14 protein-coding genes are annotated in these 17,673 nt (G+C 60.7%); 10 read left to right on the top strand and 4 right to left on the bottom strand.

What is annotated here, in order from left to right; genetic code table 11:
• Window positions 1–17 precede the first annotated feature (17 nt).
• Window positions 18–1,664, bottom strand: a complete 1,647-nt coding sequence (locus NDB2M4_RS19370; protein WP_072378001.1) for an L-lactate permease — start codon at window positions 1,662–1,664, stop codon at window positions 18–20.
• A 187-nt stretch (window positions 1,665–1,851) separates the two neighbouring features.
• Here NDB2M4_RS19370 and NDB2M4_RS19365 point away from each other — a divergent pair, with 187 nt between their 5' ends.
• From NDB2M4_RS19365 to NDB2M4_RS19355, 3 genes are all read left to right on the top strand, one after another.
• A complete protein-coding gene (locus NDB2M4_RS19365; protein ID WP_139247386.1) occupies window positions 1,852–2,616 on the top strand; it encodes an FCD domain-containing protein in 765 nt (254 codons plus the stop codon).
• A 77-nt stretch (window positions 2,617–2,693) separates the two neighbouring features.
• Window positions 2,694–4,655: a sigma-54-dependent Fis family transcriptional regulator gene (locus tag NDB2M4_RS19360; protein WP_072378368.1), complete on the top strand. Its 1,962-nt coding sequence runs from the start codon at window positions 2,694–2,696 to the stop codon at window positions 4,653–4,655.
• A gap of 21 nt (window positions 4,656–4,676) precedes the next feature.
• A complete protein-coding gene (locus NDB2M4_RS19355) occupies window positions 4,677–5,693 on the top strand; it encodes an XdhC family protein (protein WP_083556611.1) in 1,017 nt (338 codons plus the stop codon).
• Window positions 5,694–5,728: 35 nt separating this feature from the next.
• On the opposite strand, the gene NDB2M4_RS19350 is transcribed toward NDB2M4_RS19355, so the two are convergent.
• From NDB2M4_RS19350 to NDB2M4_RS19340, 3 genes are read right to left on the bottom strand one after another with little or no spacing between them, the layout of a single operon-like run.
• Window positions 5,729–7,009, bottom strand: coding sequence for an ABC transporter substrate-binding protein (locus NDB2M4_RS19350; RefSeq protein WP_244536235.1), 1,281 nt, complete (start codon window positions 7,007–7,009; stop codon window positions 5,729–5,731).
• A 31-nt stretch (window positions 7,010–7,040) separates the two neighbouring features.
• Entirely contained in the window at window positions 7,041–8,612 is a 1,572-nt protein-coding gene (locus NDB2M4_RS19345; RefSeq protein WP_072377999.1) for a hybrid sensor histidine kinase/response regulator, read from the bottom strand.
• Window positions 8,605–9,279, bottom strand: a complete 675-nt coding sequence (locus NDB2M4_RS19340) for a response regulator (RefSeq protein WP_072377997.1) — start codon at window positions 9,277–9,279, stop codon at window positions 8,605–8,607. Before NDB2M4_RS19340 ends, NDB2M4_RS19345 begins: the two co-directional genes overlap by 8 nt.
• A 384-nt stretch (window positions 9,280–9,663) precedes the next feature.
• On the opposite strand from NDB2M4_RS19340, the gene NDB2M4_RS19335 reads away from it, so the two are divergent.
• The 7 genes from NDB2M4_RS19335 to NDB2M4_RS19305 all read left to right on the top strand — a co-directional run bounded on the left by NDB2M4_RS19335 (window position 9,664) and on the right by NDB2M4_RS19305 (window position 17,651).
• Window positions 9,664–10,971, top strand: coding sequence for a transporter substrate-binding domain-containing protein (locus NDB2M4_RS19335; RefSeq protein WP_072377995.1), 1,308 nt, complete (start codon window positions 9,664–9,666; stop codon window positions 10,969–10,971).
• A 125-nt stretch (window positions 10,972–11,096) separates the two neighbouring features.
• Window positions 11,097–11,972 (top strand): urea ABC transporter permease subunit UrtB, encoded by an 876-nt coding sequence (urtB, locus tag NDB2M4_RS19330; protein ID WP_072377993.1) that lies wholly within the window; start codon window positions 11,097–11,099, stop codon window positions 11,970–11,972.
• Window positions 11,973–12,016: 44 nt separating this feature from the next.
• On the top strand, window positions 12,017–13,120 hold the full coding sequence (gene urtC, locus NDB2M4_RS19325; RefSeq protein ID WP_072377991.1) for an urea ABC transporter permease subunit UrtC: 1,104 nt from the start codon (window positions 12,017–12,019) through the stop codon (window positions 13,118–13,120).
• 5 nt (window positions 13,121–13,125) lie between these two features.
• The gene (gene urtD / locus NDB2M4_RS19320) at window positions 13,126–13,872 is read left to right on the top strand and encodes an urea ABC transporter ATP-binding protein UrtD (protein ID WP_072378362.1); all 747 of its coding nucleotides are present in this window, start codon (window positions 13,126–13,128) and stop codon (window positions 13,870–13,872) included.
• Window positions 13,869–14,573, top strand: coding sequence for an urea ABC transporter ATP-binding subunit UrtE (gene urtE / locus NDB2M4_RS19315; protein WP_072377989.1), 705 nt, complete (start codon window positions 13,869–13,871; stop codon window positions 14,571–14,573). The genes urtD and urtE overlap by 4 nt, the downstream gene beginning before the upstream one ends.
• Window positions 14,574–14,673: 100 nt before the next feature.
• Window positions 14,674–15,114, top strand: coding sequence for a N,N-dimethylformamidase, small subunit (locus tag NDB2M4_RS19310; protein WP_072377987.1), 441 nt, complete (start codon window positions 14,674–14,676; stop codon window positions 15,112–15,114).
• Window positions 15,115–15,239: 125 nt separating this feature from the next.
• The gene (locus NDB2M4_RS19305; protein WP_072377985.1) at window positions 15,240–17,651 is read left to right on the top strand and encodes a N,N-dimethylformamidase beta subunit family domain-containing protein; all 2,412 of its coding nucleotides are present in this window, start codon (window positions 15,240–15,242) and stop codon (window positions 17,649–17,651) included.
• Window positions 17,652–17,673: the final 22 nt, after the last annotated feature.

The raw sequence follows: 17,673 nt of genomic DNA, 5'->3' as shown, positions 1-17,673 counted from the left end.
GACCTCTAACTTGGCAATCAGTGGACGAGCAGGTTGAAGGGCCAGTAGTAGGCTTGCCCCATCACCAGCAATCCGACGAGCATGGCCAGCGCCACGCTATGGAAGAATACGAAGCGCAATATCGTGCCCTCGTGGCCGTACCAACGGGTGGCCGTGGAGGCGACGACGATGCTCTGGGCATCGATCATCTTGCCCATCACACCGCCGGAACTGTTGGCGGCTGCCATGAGCGTCGAATTGATGCCGAGCTGTTCGGCGCTGACCTTCTGCAAGCCGCCGAAGAGAACGTTCGATGCGGTGTCAGAACCGGTGAGGGCGACGCCGAGCCAGCCGATCAACGTACCGAAGAATGGATAGAACCAGCCGGTGTTGGCGAGGGCCAGACCGAGCGTCGCGTCGGTCCCGGCGTATCGCGTCACGAAGCCGATCGCCAACATGCCGGCGATCGTCAGCAGCGAATAGCGCACTTGATAGAGGCTGCGCAGGTAGATCCGGACGATGCTTATAGGGCCGTAGCCCAGCAGGAAGCCGGAGAGTATGCCTGCGATTAGAATGCCTGTTCCTGTCGCGGACAGTGCGTTGAACGTGTAGATCGCAGCTTCGGCGTGCGGTGTCGGCACGACTGGAGGCACCTTCTGCACGAGTTCGTGCAGGCCCGCGACGGGATATTTATAGATCCAGAGGCTGTCGAGATACGCCTTGCCCTGCGGTGTTCCCCACGTGAACACGAATACGCTGAGCAGGAGCCACGGCATCCATGCGCGAAGCACGGCCGCGCGCGATGGTTCAGGCGCTGCACCGGCAAGCGGCGTGGTGTCTGTCGATGCCGTGCCGTCCGCACTGGTCATGGCGTTCTTGGGCTGCCAGACCCGCAGGAACAGCGCGAGGCAGATCATCGAGCAGATCGCTGCGATGATGTCGACCAGCCACGGCCCGTGGAAATTCGACACGAGGTACTGGGGAATGGCAAAAGAAAGGCCCGCGACAAGCACGGGCGGCCAAACCTCAATCATGCGCCGAAAGCCTGCAAAGGCCCAGATGAGCCAGAAGGGCACGATCAGCGAGAAGAGGGGAAGCTGGCGACCGATCATTCCGCTAAGCTCATGCAGATCGAGCCCGGTCACAGCCGCAAGCGCAATGACTGGAGATCCGAGTGCGCCGAAGGCAACCGGTGCGGTATTGGCAATGAGCGATAGCCCAGACGCGGAGAGGGGTGAGAACCCCAGTCCGATGAGCATTGCAGCTGTAACAGCGACCGGCGTGCCGAAGCCTGCAGCGCCTTCGAAGAAAGCGCCGAGCGAAAACGCTATGAAGAGTAGCTGCAGCCGCCGGTCATCGCTGATGTTGCGAATGCTCTGCTGCAGCAACGTGAACTCTCCGCGCTCATTGGTGAGCTGGTAGAGGAAGATCACGTTGAGAATGATCCAACCAATCGGCAGGAGGCCGAAGGCTGCGCCATAGGCTGCGGCCCGCCCTGCCATATCCACCGGCATACCAAAGCCGACGATGGCGACGAGCAGCGCCGCCGCAAGGCCGAGAAGCGCCGCTATGTGCGCTTTTATCTCGAATATCGCGATCGAACCGAGCAGGACGACGACAGGAATGGCCGCTGCGACGGCCGAGAGAAGCATGTTCCCGAAGGGATCATATGTTTGAGACCACACGACATTTCCACCCCGTAATGCGACGGGCTCAGCACTGAAGCACCTGCCCGTTCTGTTGGTAAGATGACTAGACCACGATTTATCTATGGCGCAATAGTTTGTTTCTATTGACAGGCCTGGGTCACCGCATACACCATTGCGACAATTGGTGTCGGCTACCTCTCCAAAGGTCAATACGGATTGCGAAATGACTGAACGAATTCGCCCGCAGAAGATCGCCGAGGCGATCGCCGACCATCTCGAGAAGCTGATCTTGCAGGGCGTTCTGAGGCCCGGCGAGCGCCTTACTCCGGAGCGCGAGCTGGCTGAAAAGCTCGACGTCTCGCGCCCTTCGCTGCGCGAGGCGATCGACATGCTCGCGGAGCGTGGCCTGTTGCGCACGACGCGCGGGGGAACGTTCGTGGCGCAGTTTCTGTCGCCGCTACTGAAGCCGTTGGCGTCGCTTCTTGAGGACAATCCGCAGGCAACCGCCGACTATTTCGAGTTCCGGCAGTCGATGGATGCGCAGGCGGCGAGGTATGCTGCCGAGCGCGCATCGGAAGTCGATCGCGATGCGATCCGCACGGCAATTAACCAAATAAAGGCGGCGCACGAGCTCGAGGATCCGACGCAGGAATCCCAAGCGGACGTCGATTTTCACCTTTCCATCTATGAAGCCGCTCATAATGCCGTTTTGCTGCATATTATGAGAGCGCTTGTGGAATTGTTGCGCAGCAACATCTTCTACAGCCGGCAGCAGCTCTACCAACGTCCGAGTGTACGCGAGAAGCTTCTGGCTCAGCACTTGGCGATTGCGGATGCGATCTTCGCAGGGAAGCCGAAGGCGGCAGAGTCCGCCGCGGCTAACCATGTCGCGTTCACGTTCGAGACTGTCGAAGAGATACGCCGCGACAGCAAGCGGCTCGAAGCATCGCTCTTGCGTGTAGGCAGGAGTGACTACTTGGCGAGATGAGAAAACTCACCGCCGATAACAAAAAAAACCAAATGCGGCTCGTCGGGAGGGACGAGATGAATGGGATGCAGCATGGAATGCCCGAGCAAGTAGGGTCTCGCGAATACGTTCACACGAAAAAGATACTCGAGGAGGTCGCGCGTGGAAGCGATCTAGCCGAAAAGGCGGACAATCTCGTTGTCTCTTCGTGGAAACGGTGCGTAACGCAGTACAAACTGGATCCGAACCGCCATAGCGGACCGGCCATCCTCACGCAGCCTGAGTTGCGAACTGCCAGCGACGCGCTCGATATGCTTACGCATGTCGCGAAACCCGACATCGTGCGGCTGATGAAGCGTCTGGCGCCGGCCAATTACGTGCTGATGCTGTCGGATGCTGATGGTGTTGCACTCGATGTTCTGAGCTCGACGCCCGCCGATCGCGCGCTGCGCCGGGTTGGTGTGTGCGCTGGCGCGGCCTGGGGCGAGGAGAACGCCGGGACGAACGGCATCGGCACGTCGATCGCTTCGGGGTGTGGCGTCACCGTCCACAGGTCACAACATTTTTTCCCGACCTATCTCGGTTTGACCTGCACGGCCGCACCCATTTTTGATGCTGCCGGCAACGTGATTGCTGCACTCGATGCGTCCGCTGTCGCCGACCTTCCAGAGGAAATGCAGTCTTTCGTGCTTGACCTCGTGCTCGAGACGACGCGGCGGATCGAGCGCAACTATTTTCTCAAGCGGAACCAGAACCGGCACATCCTGCGTATCGAGTGGGGTCTCGATGCTGCGATGGAGGGCGACGGCGCCTTGATCGCACTCGACGATAACGCCGCTCCGGTTGAAATTCTTGGCGGCGCAAAGAGTGACCGGCTTCCCGAGCGCACGTCGCTGATCGGTAAGCCGCTGTCCGGCTTCCTCGATATCAACTGGCAGGACGGCAGCCCGCAGAAAGATTTGGATCGTGTCGAGCGCATTGGCATCGCCCGCGTAAAGGGGAGCGACCGGCCGTGCTTCACGAGCCTCATCGGACCGGCTGGACGAACATCGCCCCTGCGTACCTCAAGGCCCGCCGCGCCGGCACAAGCGGCGCGGACGGCTGCGGCAGCAAATGGAAATTGGCTCGGCCTCGAGACGCTGACGGGCAGTGATCCGGTGATGCAGGAGCATCTGCGCACGATCAGGCAGCTCGTCGACAAGCGTCTCCCCATCCTTCTGCACGGCGAGACCGGCACGGGCAAGGAAGAGTTCGCGCGCGGCATCCATCTCGCGGGTGCCCGGGCGAGCGGCCCGTTCATTGCCATCGACTGCTCGTCGATTCCTGAGAGCCTGATTGAGAGCGAGCTGTTCGGTTACGAGACCGGCACGTTCACCGGTGCCCGCCGCGACGGTCGCAAGGGTCGCATCGCGGAGGCTAACGGTGGAACGCTCTTCCTCGACGAAATCGGCGATATGCCGCTGCAGCTGCAAACGCGTCTGTTGCGGGTGCTGGCGCAAAGCGAAGTCGTGCCGCTGGGCTCGACGAAGCCGACCAAGGTCGATTTCAACGTCATCTGCGCAAGCCACCAGGATTTGCCGAAGCTGATCGCAGAAGGGCGCTTCCGACAGGATCTTTATTATCGGATCGCCGGCATCAGGCTAGAGCTTCCGCCGTTGCGTGCACGGGCGGACAAAGCGGACGTCATTCTTGGCGCGCTCGCCATCGAGGCGGCGCAGATGGGGCACGATAATCCGCCGCGGCTGTCGGCAAAGGCTCTCGACATTCTCGTCGCGCAACCCTGGCCGGGTAACATGCGCGAGCTTCGGCTCGCGGTTCGCTATGCACTCGCGTGCGCCGATCGGGACGAGATCGAGCATACGCGGTTGCCGACGTGGCTGGATCTCAATGCGTCGGAAGCAGCAAGCCAAGCGGGCGCCGAAGAAGTGATCGCGCCCGATGTCGCCGACGTTCTCGAACGCAACGGTTGGTGCATCTCGGATGCGGCGAACGAGTTGAGCGTCAGTCGCCAGACGCTTTACCGCTGGATCAAGAAACTCGACATCAACCGCCCGACCTAGCGGCTGCAAAGGTTGGGTCGCATGGCGAGTTTCGGGGGTGTCGAAGGCGTGAACATCGAAGTTCCGGCGCCGAGCCGCACTGCAAGCCTGTTGGCGCATGACAGTGTGCTGCCGATCATGTGGAAATGGCGCTGCGAGGGTGCGCGTACGGCTCTCGTCACGCTTGTCGGCATCGACGGCACCTCGCCCAGGCCGCTGGGTGCGCAGATGGTGGTCGCGGAGGACGGCAGGCATTTCGGCTATCTTTCGGGCGGATGCCTGGAACGCGCAATCGTCATCGAGGCGCAGGACGTCATTCGATCCGGGGCAAACCGGATCGTGCGATATGGACGCGGCTCTAAGTACATCGATGTGCGACTGCCCTGCGATAGCGGGCTGGAGTTTCAGTTCGACTGCACGCTTGGCCCGGACGTGCTGGGCACAAGCGTTCTCCATCTCAGTGCACGGCAACGATTTGCCATGGACGCGGACCTCGAAAGTGGCGCGTGCAAGATTACGATGCTCCGCGGCGATGAGGTGCCCGAGTGTACGCGTGAGGGCAATCGCTTCAGACGCGTCTACCTCCCGCAACCACGTCTTTTGCTTCTCGGCAGCGGACCAGTGCTTTCCGGGTTGGCGGCGCTGGCGCAGGCGACCGGATTGGAGACCGACGTCTGGGCTCCGGACGAGAGCACTCGCAGCCAGGTGCGCGCCGCAGGCATAGAGACGATATCAGGGGCGGACTTGCCCGAGCGTGCCGTCGAGAGGCTCGATTCCGCGTCTGCCGCGGTGCTCGTTTTCCACGAGCATGACGCCGAGCCGACGCTGCTAGCGCGACTGTTGCAGCGCGACTGTTTCTATATCGGCGCGCTGGGCAGCCGGTCGGCGCATAAGGCGAGGCTGCGCGCACTGTTCGACCTGGGCTGGAGCGAATTGGACACCGCCCGCATCCGCGCTCCCGTCGGCGCCATACAGGGAGCCAAGAGCAAGGCAACGCTTGCAGTCGGCATCTTGGCGGAGTTGCTGGCGGCGGCGAAGGAGCGGCGCCTGGTCAGCTAGGTCTTGCGAGGGCGTGCGGGAGCTGAGGCCCCGCGCTATTGCTGTTCGATATTCGTCAATCCGCGACGATCGGTTTGGGCGGGCTGTGCTGATAGGCGTGATTTGCTCATCCAAGGTGGAAGTATGAAGCGCTCAGTATTGTAGGGCTCGGGGGCGATCATCGACAACGGCGCCCGGAAGTCCTGGATCTGGTAGAAGATGTGCGGCATTCCGAGCGAGGGATCGCGTGTCACGACGGGGTAGGGGACGACGGCCTGCCAATCGGGGTGATAGCGGATCGTGCCGTGGACGGTGCGGTAGATCATGCCCCGCAACGCAAAGGCAACTTTGCGGTTCTGCTCGAAGTCACCTGGCGGACCGGATCCGCCCGCCATAGCTGCCGCGACGGCATAGTGATGCATGTTGCTGTAGGACTGGCAGCCGATGGTTGCTGTGGAGCCAACACCAAAGCGATCGCGGTAGCGGGCCTCGAAGCGCTTACCCATTTCATCGCGGAGCAGACCGACGATCGACGATACGATGACGCCGACGCTGGCTTCCTGGGCAATGTCGATGAAGCTGCGGTGCACTGCGCCGTACTGCAGATAGACGAGACAATCCATCGGATCTTCGCCGAACTGGCGTTGGAAGTGCGCGAGGTCTCCGGCGTAGAAGTGCGTGTTGGCGAGAACAGCCGGGTTGGTGGCGCGGACCTCTTCGATGACATCGCGCCATTGGCTGGTCGGGGTCTGTACGATCTTGGGACCGAAACAGACTTTCCATCCGAAGCTCGCGGCGGCGTTAGCCATCGCGTTGGCAATCACGATGCTGTAGGGCGTTGATCCGGAAATGATGGCGATGCGATCGGAGTTGGGTACCCATTGTCCCGTATCGCGGAGCCATGAGAGGAACTTGATGAAGCCGGGGCCGTACCAATACTCGGCGGGGTCGGCCATGAAGCAGCCGAAGTAGCGCTCGGGGTCGCTCATCACCGTGTCGTGGTGCTGCAGCAGCGTGTTGGCGTGCACGTAGATAATGCCGGCGTCGGCGATGGGCTCGTACTCGGAGTTCTGCGGTCCGATATTGTAGCCGTTGATGATGGCGTGGACTTTATGCTTCTCGATGAGCCAGCGGGCCGCGGATACGACTTCCTGGGCGGTCTGGCGGCAGGTGTCGGCGAAGATAGGCCGGATGGGGCGGCCGAGCAGGCCGCCACGCGCGTTCAACTCCTCGCACGCGAGGATCATGCCATTGCGGAATTCCGCGCCGTCAGCGGCAGACGGTCCGGTGAGGGGAACCATGCTGCCGATCGGTATCGCTTGGTTGTGATCGTCCACGTGCGCTCAGTCCTTGACTGGAATTTGGCCTTCACTGAGAGGTTGGCGACGCGTCGGGTGTCTGCCTCAGGAGTTCGGGCTCGAACAGGAGGTTATGCATCATCACGCGCAGGCGCGGCGGGCTAACCGGCTTGATGAGTACTGGAATGCCGGCGGCGCGGATGCTGGCCACGACCTTGGGTTCGGCATCGGCGGTGACAACAATGGCAGGCGTATCGGCGCCGATGGCTGCGCGGATCGCCGTAATGACGTCGAGGCCGGTGCGGCTTTCCAGATTGTAGTCGGCGATGATGAGACGAGGTGAGACGGCTTCATTGGTGACGAGTTCGATGGCTTCGGTCTCGTTGGCCGCAGCGCGGACGTCTATGCCCCAGCGTAGCAGTAGCTGGGTCATGGATTCGCGCAGGAAGTCGTCATCTTCGACGAGCAGCATTGGCGTACCAGCGAACTCGCCGGCGACCGCCTCGGTGATGTTGGCCTCGGCGCTGATGTCGCTGTGCCAAATGTTTCCGAAGGGGACCCAGACTGAAAAGATCGAGCCCCTGCCGACTTCCGAACGGACGTCGATTTGCAATTCGAGCAGGTCGGCGAGACGTTTGGCGATGTTGAGCCCGAGGCCAAGACCTTTCTTCTGCGGCTGCCTGTCGTCGGTACCTCGATAAAACTCGTCGAAGATACGCACGCGATCTTCTTCCTTTACACCGCGACCGGTGTCGACAACTTCAATGCGCAGGCCGCGGCCTTCCTTGCGGCAACCGACTACGACGCCGCCGACCTCGGTGAAACGGATCGCATTGGCAACGAAGTTGCTGAGTATGCGCTCGAGCAAGGCGCGGTCGGTTGAAACTGTTTTCGCCGGAATGACGAACTTGAGCCTCAGGCCTTTCTCCTGTGCCTGGTGTGCAAACTGGATGCGCAGGCGATCAAAGAGTTCCGATAGCTGGAACGATGTAATGCGCGGCTGGACGCGCCCGGCATCGAGCTGGCCGATCTGGAGAAGGGCGCCGAGCAAATCTTCCATGATTGAGGTCGCAACGCCCATGGCGTGCAGCATCTCGGCACGCTTTTCCTCATCCTCCTCGCGCGCGCAGCTGTAGATGAGGATCTTGAGAGAGGCGAGCGGTTGTCGCAGGTCGTGATTGGCTGCGCGCAGGAAGCGCGACTTGGCTTCATCAGTGGCTTCGGCGGTCTCCTTCGCTTCGCGCAATTGGCGTTCATTGTGCTTGACGGCCGTGATGTCGGTGAAGGTGATCGCCATGCCGCCGTCGCGCGAGGGGCGTTGCGCGACGTGCATGAAATTGCCGATGGCGGACTGGTAGTCGGACTCTTTGGCGATGCCGAAGTCGTTGACGGTGCGCTGTTCCCATTCGTCAGGGTCGGGGATGATCCACTCACGGGAGTGAGCGACAGCGGCGACGTAGTCCGTGTAGTGCATGCCGAGCTTAACTGGGATATCGCAGCTGCGGCGGAAGCCGTCGTTGATATAGACGAGGACGCGATCATGGGACCAGATCAGAAGGCCGGTGTCGATGGCATCAAAGCCATTCCACGTCGCCCGCATCTGCTGGTCGGCACCCCCGTCCCGGTCTACTAAATCATCCATTGGCTGCACTGGTTGCGCGACCAAAATGTGTGACGGCGTAGTGCACGGCACTGGTCCGGTCGCGCAGATTCAGCTTTTTCATGGCATTGCCGAGGTGAATGCGTACGGTCTGGCTGCTCAGTCCCAACTCCTCGGCGATGTTCTTTACCGATGAGCCGCCTCCGAGAAGCTCCAGCACGGCGCGTTCACGCTCCGTCAGTGCATCAATGTCACGTTCAGGGTCGCGCGCGGCAACTTCGATTGCCTTGGCCGGCTTTGCGGGTGCATGCGAGCGCTCGATGATGCGGCGAGGAAATGAGACTTCGCCGGCCAAGACGCGCTCCAGCGCGCGCTCTATTTCCAGGCCGTCGGCCGATTTGGGGATGTAGCCGATCACACCCTGCTCGACGGAGCGAATGACGTGTTCGACGTCCTCGTGCACGGACACGATCACAATGGGGATGTCGGGAAATCTCGCGCGCAAGCTGCGGAGTCCGTTCAGTCCCTCAAATCCGGGCATGACCAAATCGAGCAGGATGAGGCTCGTATCGGGGTGCTCGGCAAGCAAAGCCGTCAGCTCGCCGAATGTTTCGGCCTCGTAGGTGTGGAGGGTGTGATTCAGCCTACGCATAATTTGCTTTAGAGACTGTCTGACCACCCAGTGGTCGTCGGCAATTATGACTTTCATTTCAACGACGCCAGCTCCCTTAGCGCTAGATCATTAACGTCTAGATATGACGCGTCTAGCGGTATGTTGCCGTAAACCCTTTGAACCGTGCAACTGTGCCCATATTCGCTCGATAATCCAAGCGGAGGCGTTGCCTGAGTTGGGGCTAGCGCACGCTTATTTCGTCTATGTGTTGCGCGAGGTGCAGGGCAACCACCGCCAGGCATCTAGACTGCATCATCCCGCAGCGATTGCCTAGATAAAATGCTAAGATCGCCCTCAGATTGGGCATAATTCCTCCTGTTTTGTCTAGACGCAACGTCTAGCTCTTCGTATTCATATATCGTACTGCATGTCACGGGGACATGCCTTGTTCCGCCGCCATACCGAGGGGAACCCGGACACATGGAATTTAGTCGCCGCAAGCTTCTGAAGACGTCGTTGGCTGCCTCCGCAGCCATTGGAATGCCTCACCTTTGGATCCCGGGATCGAGCGAAGCCTGGGGTGCGACGCTCAAGAAGGGGGAGCCACTGAAAGTTGGCGTCCTGTTCTCCCTCACGGGTGCTCTCGCCGTGCCGGAGGAGGACTCGACCCTCGTTCTGCAATACGCGTTCGATGAGATCAACAAGGCCGGCGGTGTCGGCGGCGTTCCCGTCGAGCCGATCATCGTGGATGCGAAATCGGATTTCAGCGTCTATTCGGAGAAGACGAAAGAGCTGATGCTGCGCGAGAAGGTGATCGCTCTGTTCGCCTGCTACACGTCGGCGAGCCGCAAAGCGATCCTGCCGACAGTGATGCAGCGCGACCATCTGCTCTACTACCCCACATGCTACGAGGGCGCCGAGTGCACGCAGAACGCCATCTGCACCGGTCCGCTCGCGAACCAGCATTCGAAGGACTTGATCCCATACATGGTCGAGAACTTCGGCAAGAAGGTTTTCTTCGTCGGCTCGAATTACGTGTGGCCGAAAGAGTCCAACAAGAACGCCAAGATCTGGCTCGAGAAAGCCGGGGGCGAACTGCTCGGCGAGGAGTACATCCCGCTGGGCAGCTCCGAATTCGGTCCGGTGCTGAACAAGATCCGCGACGCGAAGCCGAACTTCATCTTCTCGACCGTCGTCGGTGCATCGGACATCGCCTTCCACAAGCAGTTCAAGCAGGAAGGCTTCAAGGTCGACCAGATGCCGATCGCCTCGCTCACCACCGGTGAGATCGAGACGCGCGCCATGGGTCCGGAGTTCGGTGCGGGCCACTTCCTGTCGGCTCCTTACTTCCAGAGCCTCGATAACCCGACGAACCAGAAGTTCGTCGAGGGCTTCTTGAAGAGCAAGTACGGCAAGAACGGCGTCACGCACTACAACATGGAGGAGACCTATCTCTCCGCCTACGTGTTCAAGGCCGGTTTCGAGAAGGCAGCTGCGGCCGTCGGCTTCGAGAACGTTACGCCGCGCGCGATCCGAGATCACTCGGCTGGTGTTCGTATCGGGGACGATATCTCGCCCGAAGGCGAGGTGTGGATCGACGAGAACAACTTCAACACTTGGCTGAAGCCGAAGATCGGTCAATGCCAGGGTGACGGCACCTTCAAGGTGGTGAAGTCGGCGGATGCGCAGGTCGCACCCGATCCGTTCTCGATCTACCCGGACCTCGGCGTGTGCACCAAGGACGGCCTCAAGGCTCCAGACGGCAAGATCCGCAAGAGCGTCATCTGAGTGGAAGCCGCTCCGCGGTCTTCGCGGTCCTGCGGAGCGGCCGTTCCACCAGGATGTAAGCGCAGCACTCGGGATGCTGCGTCCGGGCGGGGCATTAGCCGGACGTGGGCGAGAGGGGAACAGCTATGGAATTCGGGTCGGTTCTCAACGCACTGATACTTGGGCTCAGTATCGCGAGTATCTGGCTGATCGCCGCGCTTGGGTTGACGATCATTTACGGTGCGGCGGGCGTGATCAACATGGCGCACGGCGCGTTGATCATGCTTGGTGCCTACAGCGCGTACATGCTGCAGCACTATGTGGGCGTTCCGTACCTTCTTTGCATTCCCGCATCGTTCGTCATCGTCGCCGTGGTCGGACTGATCCTCGAGCGCGGGCTGATACAATATCTCTATAACCGGCCGCTCGACACACTGCTTGCGACCTATGGCGTTGCGCTGGTGCTGGTGCAGGGTGTGCGGCTTATCTTCGGCTCGGATCCGAAGTACCTGGCGGTGCCGGAGATCTTCTCTTCCTCATTCATGATCGGCTCGGTGTCGATCTCGACCTTCCGCGTCATCGTGCTTGCCGTCACGGCGCTGCTCGTGTTCGGCATCTGGGTCCTGTTCTACAAGACGCGCTTTGGCGTGCAGGTGCGCGCGGTGATGCAGAACAAGGAGATGGCGGCTTCGTTTGGGATCAATGCGAGCCGCGTCTATATGCTCACGTTCGCGCTTGGTGCCGGGCTTGCCGGCGTCGCTGGGTCGCTTTTCGGCGTGCTCAATATCGTGCTTCCGACGATGGGCGACAGCTATGTCGTGCAGGCGTTCCTGATGGTCGTCGTGGGCGGCGGCTCGCTGGCAGGAACCATTATCGCGAGCTTTGCTTCGGGCGAGCTGCAATCGATGTTCGCGTTCTTTACGAACGACACGTTCGCTCGCTTCCTGATCTTCGTGCTGATCGTTGTCTTCCTGAGGTTCAAACCGCAGGGCCTGTTCGCAAAAGCGGGCGTGCGGCGATGAGGCAGGAGTCAATCACGGGTATGCAGCAGGGCGGGTGCTGAGACATGGGGAACCTCTACTACAACAAGACGGCGCAGTGGATTGCGTACGCGGCTTTCTTCGCCGCGCTGGCAATCATCCCGATGAGGATCGACGATGATTTCCTCCTCAATCAGCTCGCCACGTACGGCGTCTACGGGTTGCTCGCTCTGTCGATCAGCTTGTGTTGGGGCTTCGGCGGCATTCTCAACCTCGGGCAGGGAATTGCGTTCGGTCTAGGTGCCTATGGCATGGCAATGACTATGCAGATGCAGTCGCAGACCGTGGAGAACCCGATCCCGCCGATTATGCTGAACAACGGGCTCGACTATCTGCCGTATCTCTGGTGGCCGTTCCAGAACACGGCGTCGGGTTTGATTTTCGCACTGGGTATCCCGACGCTGTTCTGCGCCGTGTTCGGACGCATCATGTTCAAGGCGCGTGTGTCGGGAGCGTTCTTCGCCATCATGACACTGGCGATGCTGTCGGCGTTTTACACGATCATTCTCGACCAGCAGGCTTACACCGGGGGCGTCAATGGAATTACGCCGCCATCGCCACTGCGACTTGGTAGCTTCGAGATCGATCCCTACAGCTCGGTGGGCTACTGGGTCGTCTTCTTCGCGCTGCTGATCGCGACGGTGGTAGCCAAGTTGATCACGCAGAGTTCCTTCGGACTGGTGACGCAGGCGATCCGCGATGACGCCGAGCGCGTGCGGTTCCTGGGCTACAGCGTCTCAGGCTATGAGACGGTGATCTACAGCATCTCTGGGTTCATTGCGGCGATCGCTGGGTGCCTCTGGGTGATGTTGGTGCAGTACGTATCACCGGCGCAGCTCGATGTCGGCTTCAGTATTTCGATGGTGATCTGGGCGGCGATCGGGGGACGCATGTCGCTGATCGGATCGATCATAGGGGCCTTCGTTATTCAAGGCGGCCAGAGCTATTTGGGCGATGCCTTCCTTTCGACGTGGCTGCTGTTTCTCGGCGGGTTCTTCATCCTGGTCGTACGCTTCCTTCCAAATGGGCTCGCAAGCCTGGTCGAAGCAGGGCTCGGCCTTATCGCCACCAAGTCGAAGACAGCGACATCGCACGAGCCGAACGGCGCCAAGCCGTTCCCAGCGGAGTGATCGATATGGCCGGACTTCTGGAAATCCACCACCTCTGCAAGAGTTTCGACACGATCAAGGTGATCGACGACTTCAGTCTGGAGGTGGTCGAGGGAACGCTGTGCTGCCTTGTCGGGCCGAATGGCGCGGGCAAGACGACGACCATGGACCTCATCACGGGGCGCATCAAGCCGACTTCGGGCAAGCTGGTGTTTGCGGGTGAAGACATCACCGGGCAGGACGAGCACGTCATCGCGCGAGCGGGGATAGGCCGCAAGTTTCAGGTTCCCGCGGTCCTGCGCGACCTGACGGTGCGGCAGAATCTAACGGTTGCTTTTAGCCGGCAGACCAACCCGTTCTTTAATTTGCTGCGCTTCAATGTGCCCGGCCTGAAGGACAAGCTCGACGAGATTGCGACGCTTGCCGGCCTGACGCATCGCCTCGATGAGCGCGCCGGCATCCTCTCTCATGGTGAGACGCAGTGGCTCGAGATCGGCATGGTGCTGATGCAGTCGCCGCGGCTGATGCTCATGGATGAGCCCATCGCCGGCATGACCGAGGGCGAAATCGAGAAGACGGCTCGCATATTCAAGGAGCTGCGCAAGTCGACGACGCTGATCGTGGTCGAGCATGACATGGGTTTCGTTCGCGAGATCGCTGATGTCGTCACGGTGATGCACATGGGGTCGTTGCTGGCGCAGGGCACCATTCAGCAAATCGAGTCCGATCCGCGGGTGCGCGATGTGTACCTCGGCGAGCAGGAGGCTGCATGACTACGCTGCTCAGCTTCGACAACGTTTCATCCTACTACGGCGCGACGCAGATTCTGCGGGATTTCTCCTTCGACTTGGAGAAGGGGCAGTGTGTGTGCGTTCTGGGGCGCAATGGCGTCGGCAAGACGACGTTGATGCGCACGATCATGGGGCTGACGGATCGCTCCACGGGTGCGATCCGAATTAACGGCGAGGCGATCGAGAACAAACCTCCCTATCAGCGGGCGGGCTATGGCATCGGCTACGTGCCGCAGGGCCGCGGCATCCTTTCCGACTTTACGGTACGCGAGAACATTCTGCTTGGGACGTTCGCGCGCAAGGACAACGCGCCTGACATTCCGGAAATCTGCCTGCGCATCTTTCCTTATTTGCGTGAGAATCTCGAACGGCGGGCGGGCCTGCTTTCGGGTGGCCAGAAGCAACAGCTCGCGATCGCGCGTGCGCTAGCGGTTGGTCCGCAAGTGTTGTTGCTGGATGAGCCGACCGAAGGCATTCAGCCCAACATCGTGCACGAGATCGGCGAGATCCTGCGCATGCTGAACAAAGAATTGGGCATCAGCCTGATCCTCACCGAGCAGCACATCAAAGTCGCACGCAAGCTCGGCGATGTCTTCATGATGGTCGACAACGGCCGCGTCGTGGCTCGCGGTCCGATCTCAGAGATGACCGACGAGCTGGTGGAGCGGCACATGACGATCTGAGGTGTTCCCCCGCAACGCTTCGCCTTCCTCCCGCGATGCCCCCAACCACAACGGCCGACAGCAAGGCCAACGAACGCAAGCGCCAACCTATGGAGAGAATATGATCTCAATTCCGAAGAAAGGTACCCCAGAGCGGGAGGAGCTGATCCGTCTGCACAAAGAGTGCGTTGAATCGATGAAGGGCGTCGCCGGCTTTTCGGTACTCAAGTGCGGAGCACCCGGCGACACCACCGTGGTGTCCGGCGGGGTGCACGAGCATCCGGTGCTGCGCCGCGTGCTGCTGCGCATGCGTGGCGAATCTCCAAAGGGGAAGCTCATCGTCATCTGCACCAAGATCGACAAAGAATGGCGCATCGGTCGTCTGTCGGGCATCCGCGGCGTGCCGCCGGTGTTCGTAAACGACAAAGTCTACACGGACGAACAGGAGATCCAGCACGACATCTTCGTGATGCGCTTGGACGAGCTGCCTGAGACTGCCGGTATGCCGGAGCATTTCACGGAAGGCTGGAAGCATCGCGATGACAACTGGCCGGTAACGTAACGCGACACTGCACGCTGAGGCTTCGGCCTCGGGGATAATCATCAAAAAGCAAATTCCTGCCGCGCCCTCGCAAGGGGCGTGAACGGCGGAGCCATGCGGGAAGTCCTGACAGACTGGAGAAGACCATGTGTGCGATGAGGCTAACCGGATACGCGGACAAATTCGGAGTCCATCCGGGCGATACCATCAAGTTCTACGTCAACTGCGACGGCCCCTCGGAGTTTAAGGCCGAGGTGGTACAGATGATTCACGGCGACACCAATCCGCGCGGTCCCGGCTTCATCGAGCGCCCGATCGATACGAAGGTGACCGGTACCTACAAGGGCCGGAAGCAGATCATCCATGGCGGGTCTTACGGCTACGTCGAGAATGCGCCGCAGTTCCACGTCGATAGCTTCACGCTGCAGTGCTGGATCTGGCCAACGACGCCGAAGACCCATCCGCGTTACTGGAAGCACGGTGCGCAGGGTCTCGTGACGAAGTGGATGAACGGCCAGGGTTACGGCAAGGGCTATGGTCTGTTCATCAATGAGCAGGGCTGTCTGGAGCTGCGCATCAACGAGCACAAAGTCACGACCAATGTGCCGATCCGCGATCATGCGTGGCACTTCGTGGCGGCGAGCTACAACGCGGCGACTGGCGAAGTGGTGCTGTATCACGAGCCGCAGGTCGTCTACGCGCTAGACCCGGTGATCGAGCCAGTTAAGGCGACGATCAAAACGAAGATCATTCACACGCCGGCGCCGGTTGCGCTCGGTGCCTATATCGATCGCATGGATGATGATCCGCTGGCGAAGTCTGCGCTGCCATCGGGCGTGTGGTTCGCGGGCAAGTACAACGGCAAGATCGACAGCCCGCGCATCTGCAACAAAGCGCTGAGCCGGTTCGAAATCGAGCAGATGAAGGCTGGCGCGCAGCCGGGCCTTACCGAGCGGCGTAACTCGGGCCCGACGGGTGCCTTGTCTGAGGTGATCGTCGCTGCCTGGGATTTCTGGGACGGGATCGATACCATCGTTGCGAAGGACAACGGCCCTTATCGCTTCGATGCGAAGCTGGTGAACTGCCCCACGCGCGCGCTGACGGGTTACAACTGGTCGGGCCAGAACTTCGATTGGAAGTACGCCAAGAAGGAATACGGCGCGATCCACTTCCATGATGACGACGTCGACAATGCCCGCTGGGAAGTGGACGTCGAGTGGGACGTGCCGGCGGAAGGCGTCAAGAGCCGTTTCTATGCGCTGAAGCTCACCACCGCAGATGGCGACGAGGATTACATCCCATTCTGGGTGGTGCCGAAGATCGGCAAGGAGCAGTCGAAGATCGCGGTGATGGTGCCGACGATCAGCTACATGGCGTATGCGAACGAGCATGTGGCTTGCAACGCGGGCGGCGCGGAGCTTTTCGTTTATCGCGTGCCGATCATGCAGCACCAAAACATGTTCCTGGCCGAGCATCGCGAATACGGCGGATCAATTTACGACACGCACACCGATGGTTCGGGCATCTGCCTGTCGTCGCGGTTGCGTCCGATCCTGAGCATCCGGCCGAAGTACGATCACTTCCTGGCGCAGGCGCCTTGGCAGTATCCTGCCGATCTCCATCTGATCTACTGGCTGGAGACGATGGGTTATGAGTACGACGTCATCACCGATGAAGACGTGACCTATGACGGCGTAGCCCGTCTGGAGAACTACAACGTCGTCATCACGGGCTCGCATCCCGAGCACAACTCGGGCACGCAGCTCGACGCGCTGCATAACTACACGCAGCGTGGCGGCAGGCTGATGTATATGGGCGCCGACGCTTGGTACTGGGTGCACTCGTTCCACCCGGCTTACGATAAGCACGGTCGGGGCGTGGTCACGGAGATGCGGCGCTGCGAGTCGGGGATCCGTACTTGGCGCGCCGAGCCGGGTGAGTATTACCACCAAGGTACCGGCGAGCTTGGTGGCATGTGGCGCTTCCGCGGGCGTTCGCTTTACTCGGTTGCCGGCGTCGGCATGACGAACGAAGGCTTCGACGTCTCGACGTACTACAGCCGCACACCGGACAGCCTCGATCCGCGCGTTGCGTGGGCGTTCGAGGGCATTACCTATGATGAGCCGATCGGCAACTTCGGTCTCGTCGGTGGTGGTTGTGCGGGCCTCGAGCTCGACATCGTCGACGTCACGCTGGGCTCGCCGCCGCATACGCTGGCGGTTGCAACGTCGGCTGGCCGCCACACCGAAGCTTACCTGCTCGTCATGGAAGACTTCGGCTTCAACCAGCAGGGCCTCGATGGGACGACGCATCCGCGCGTGCGCGGCGACATCGCCTTCCACGAGACTCCGAACGGCGGCGCCTGCTTCGCGTTCTCGTCGATTGCCTTCTGCGGCTCGCTGCCATGGAACAACGGCAAGAACAACGTCTCGACGCTGGTCGGCAATGTGCTCAACCGCTTCATGATGGATGGCCCGCTGCCGCCTCCGCCGGCCGATGCCATCAAGCATCGCGGTCGTGCGGACTACGAGAGCCCTGCCGTTTCCTCTGCAACGTAAGGGTGGGTCGGCCCGGTGCCCA

The organism is Hyphomicrobium sp. NDB2Meth4 (assembly GCF_900117445.1).
Classification (GTDB): domain Bacteria; phylum Pseudomonadota; class Alphaproteobacteria; order Rhizobiales; family Hyphomicrobiaceae; genus Hyphomicrobium_A.
This window is presented reverse-complemented; position numbering and strand designations above follow the sequence as displayed.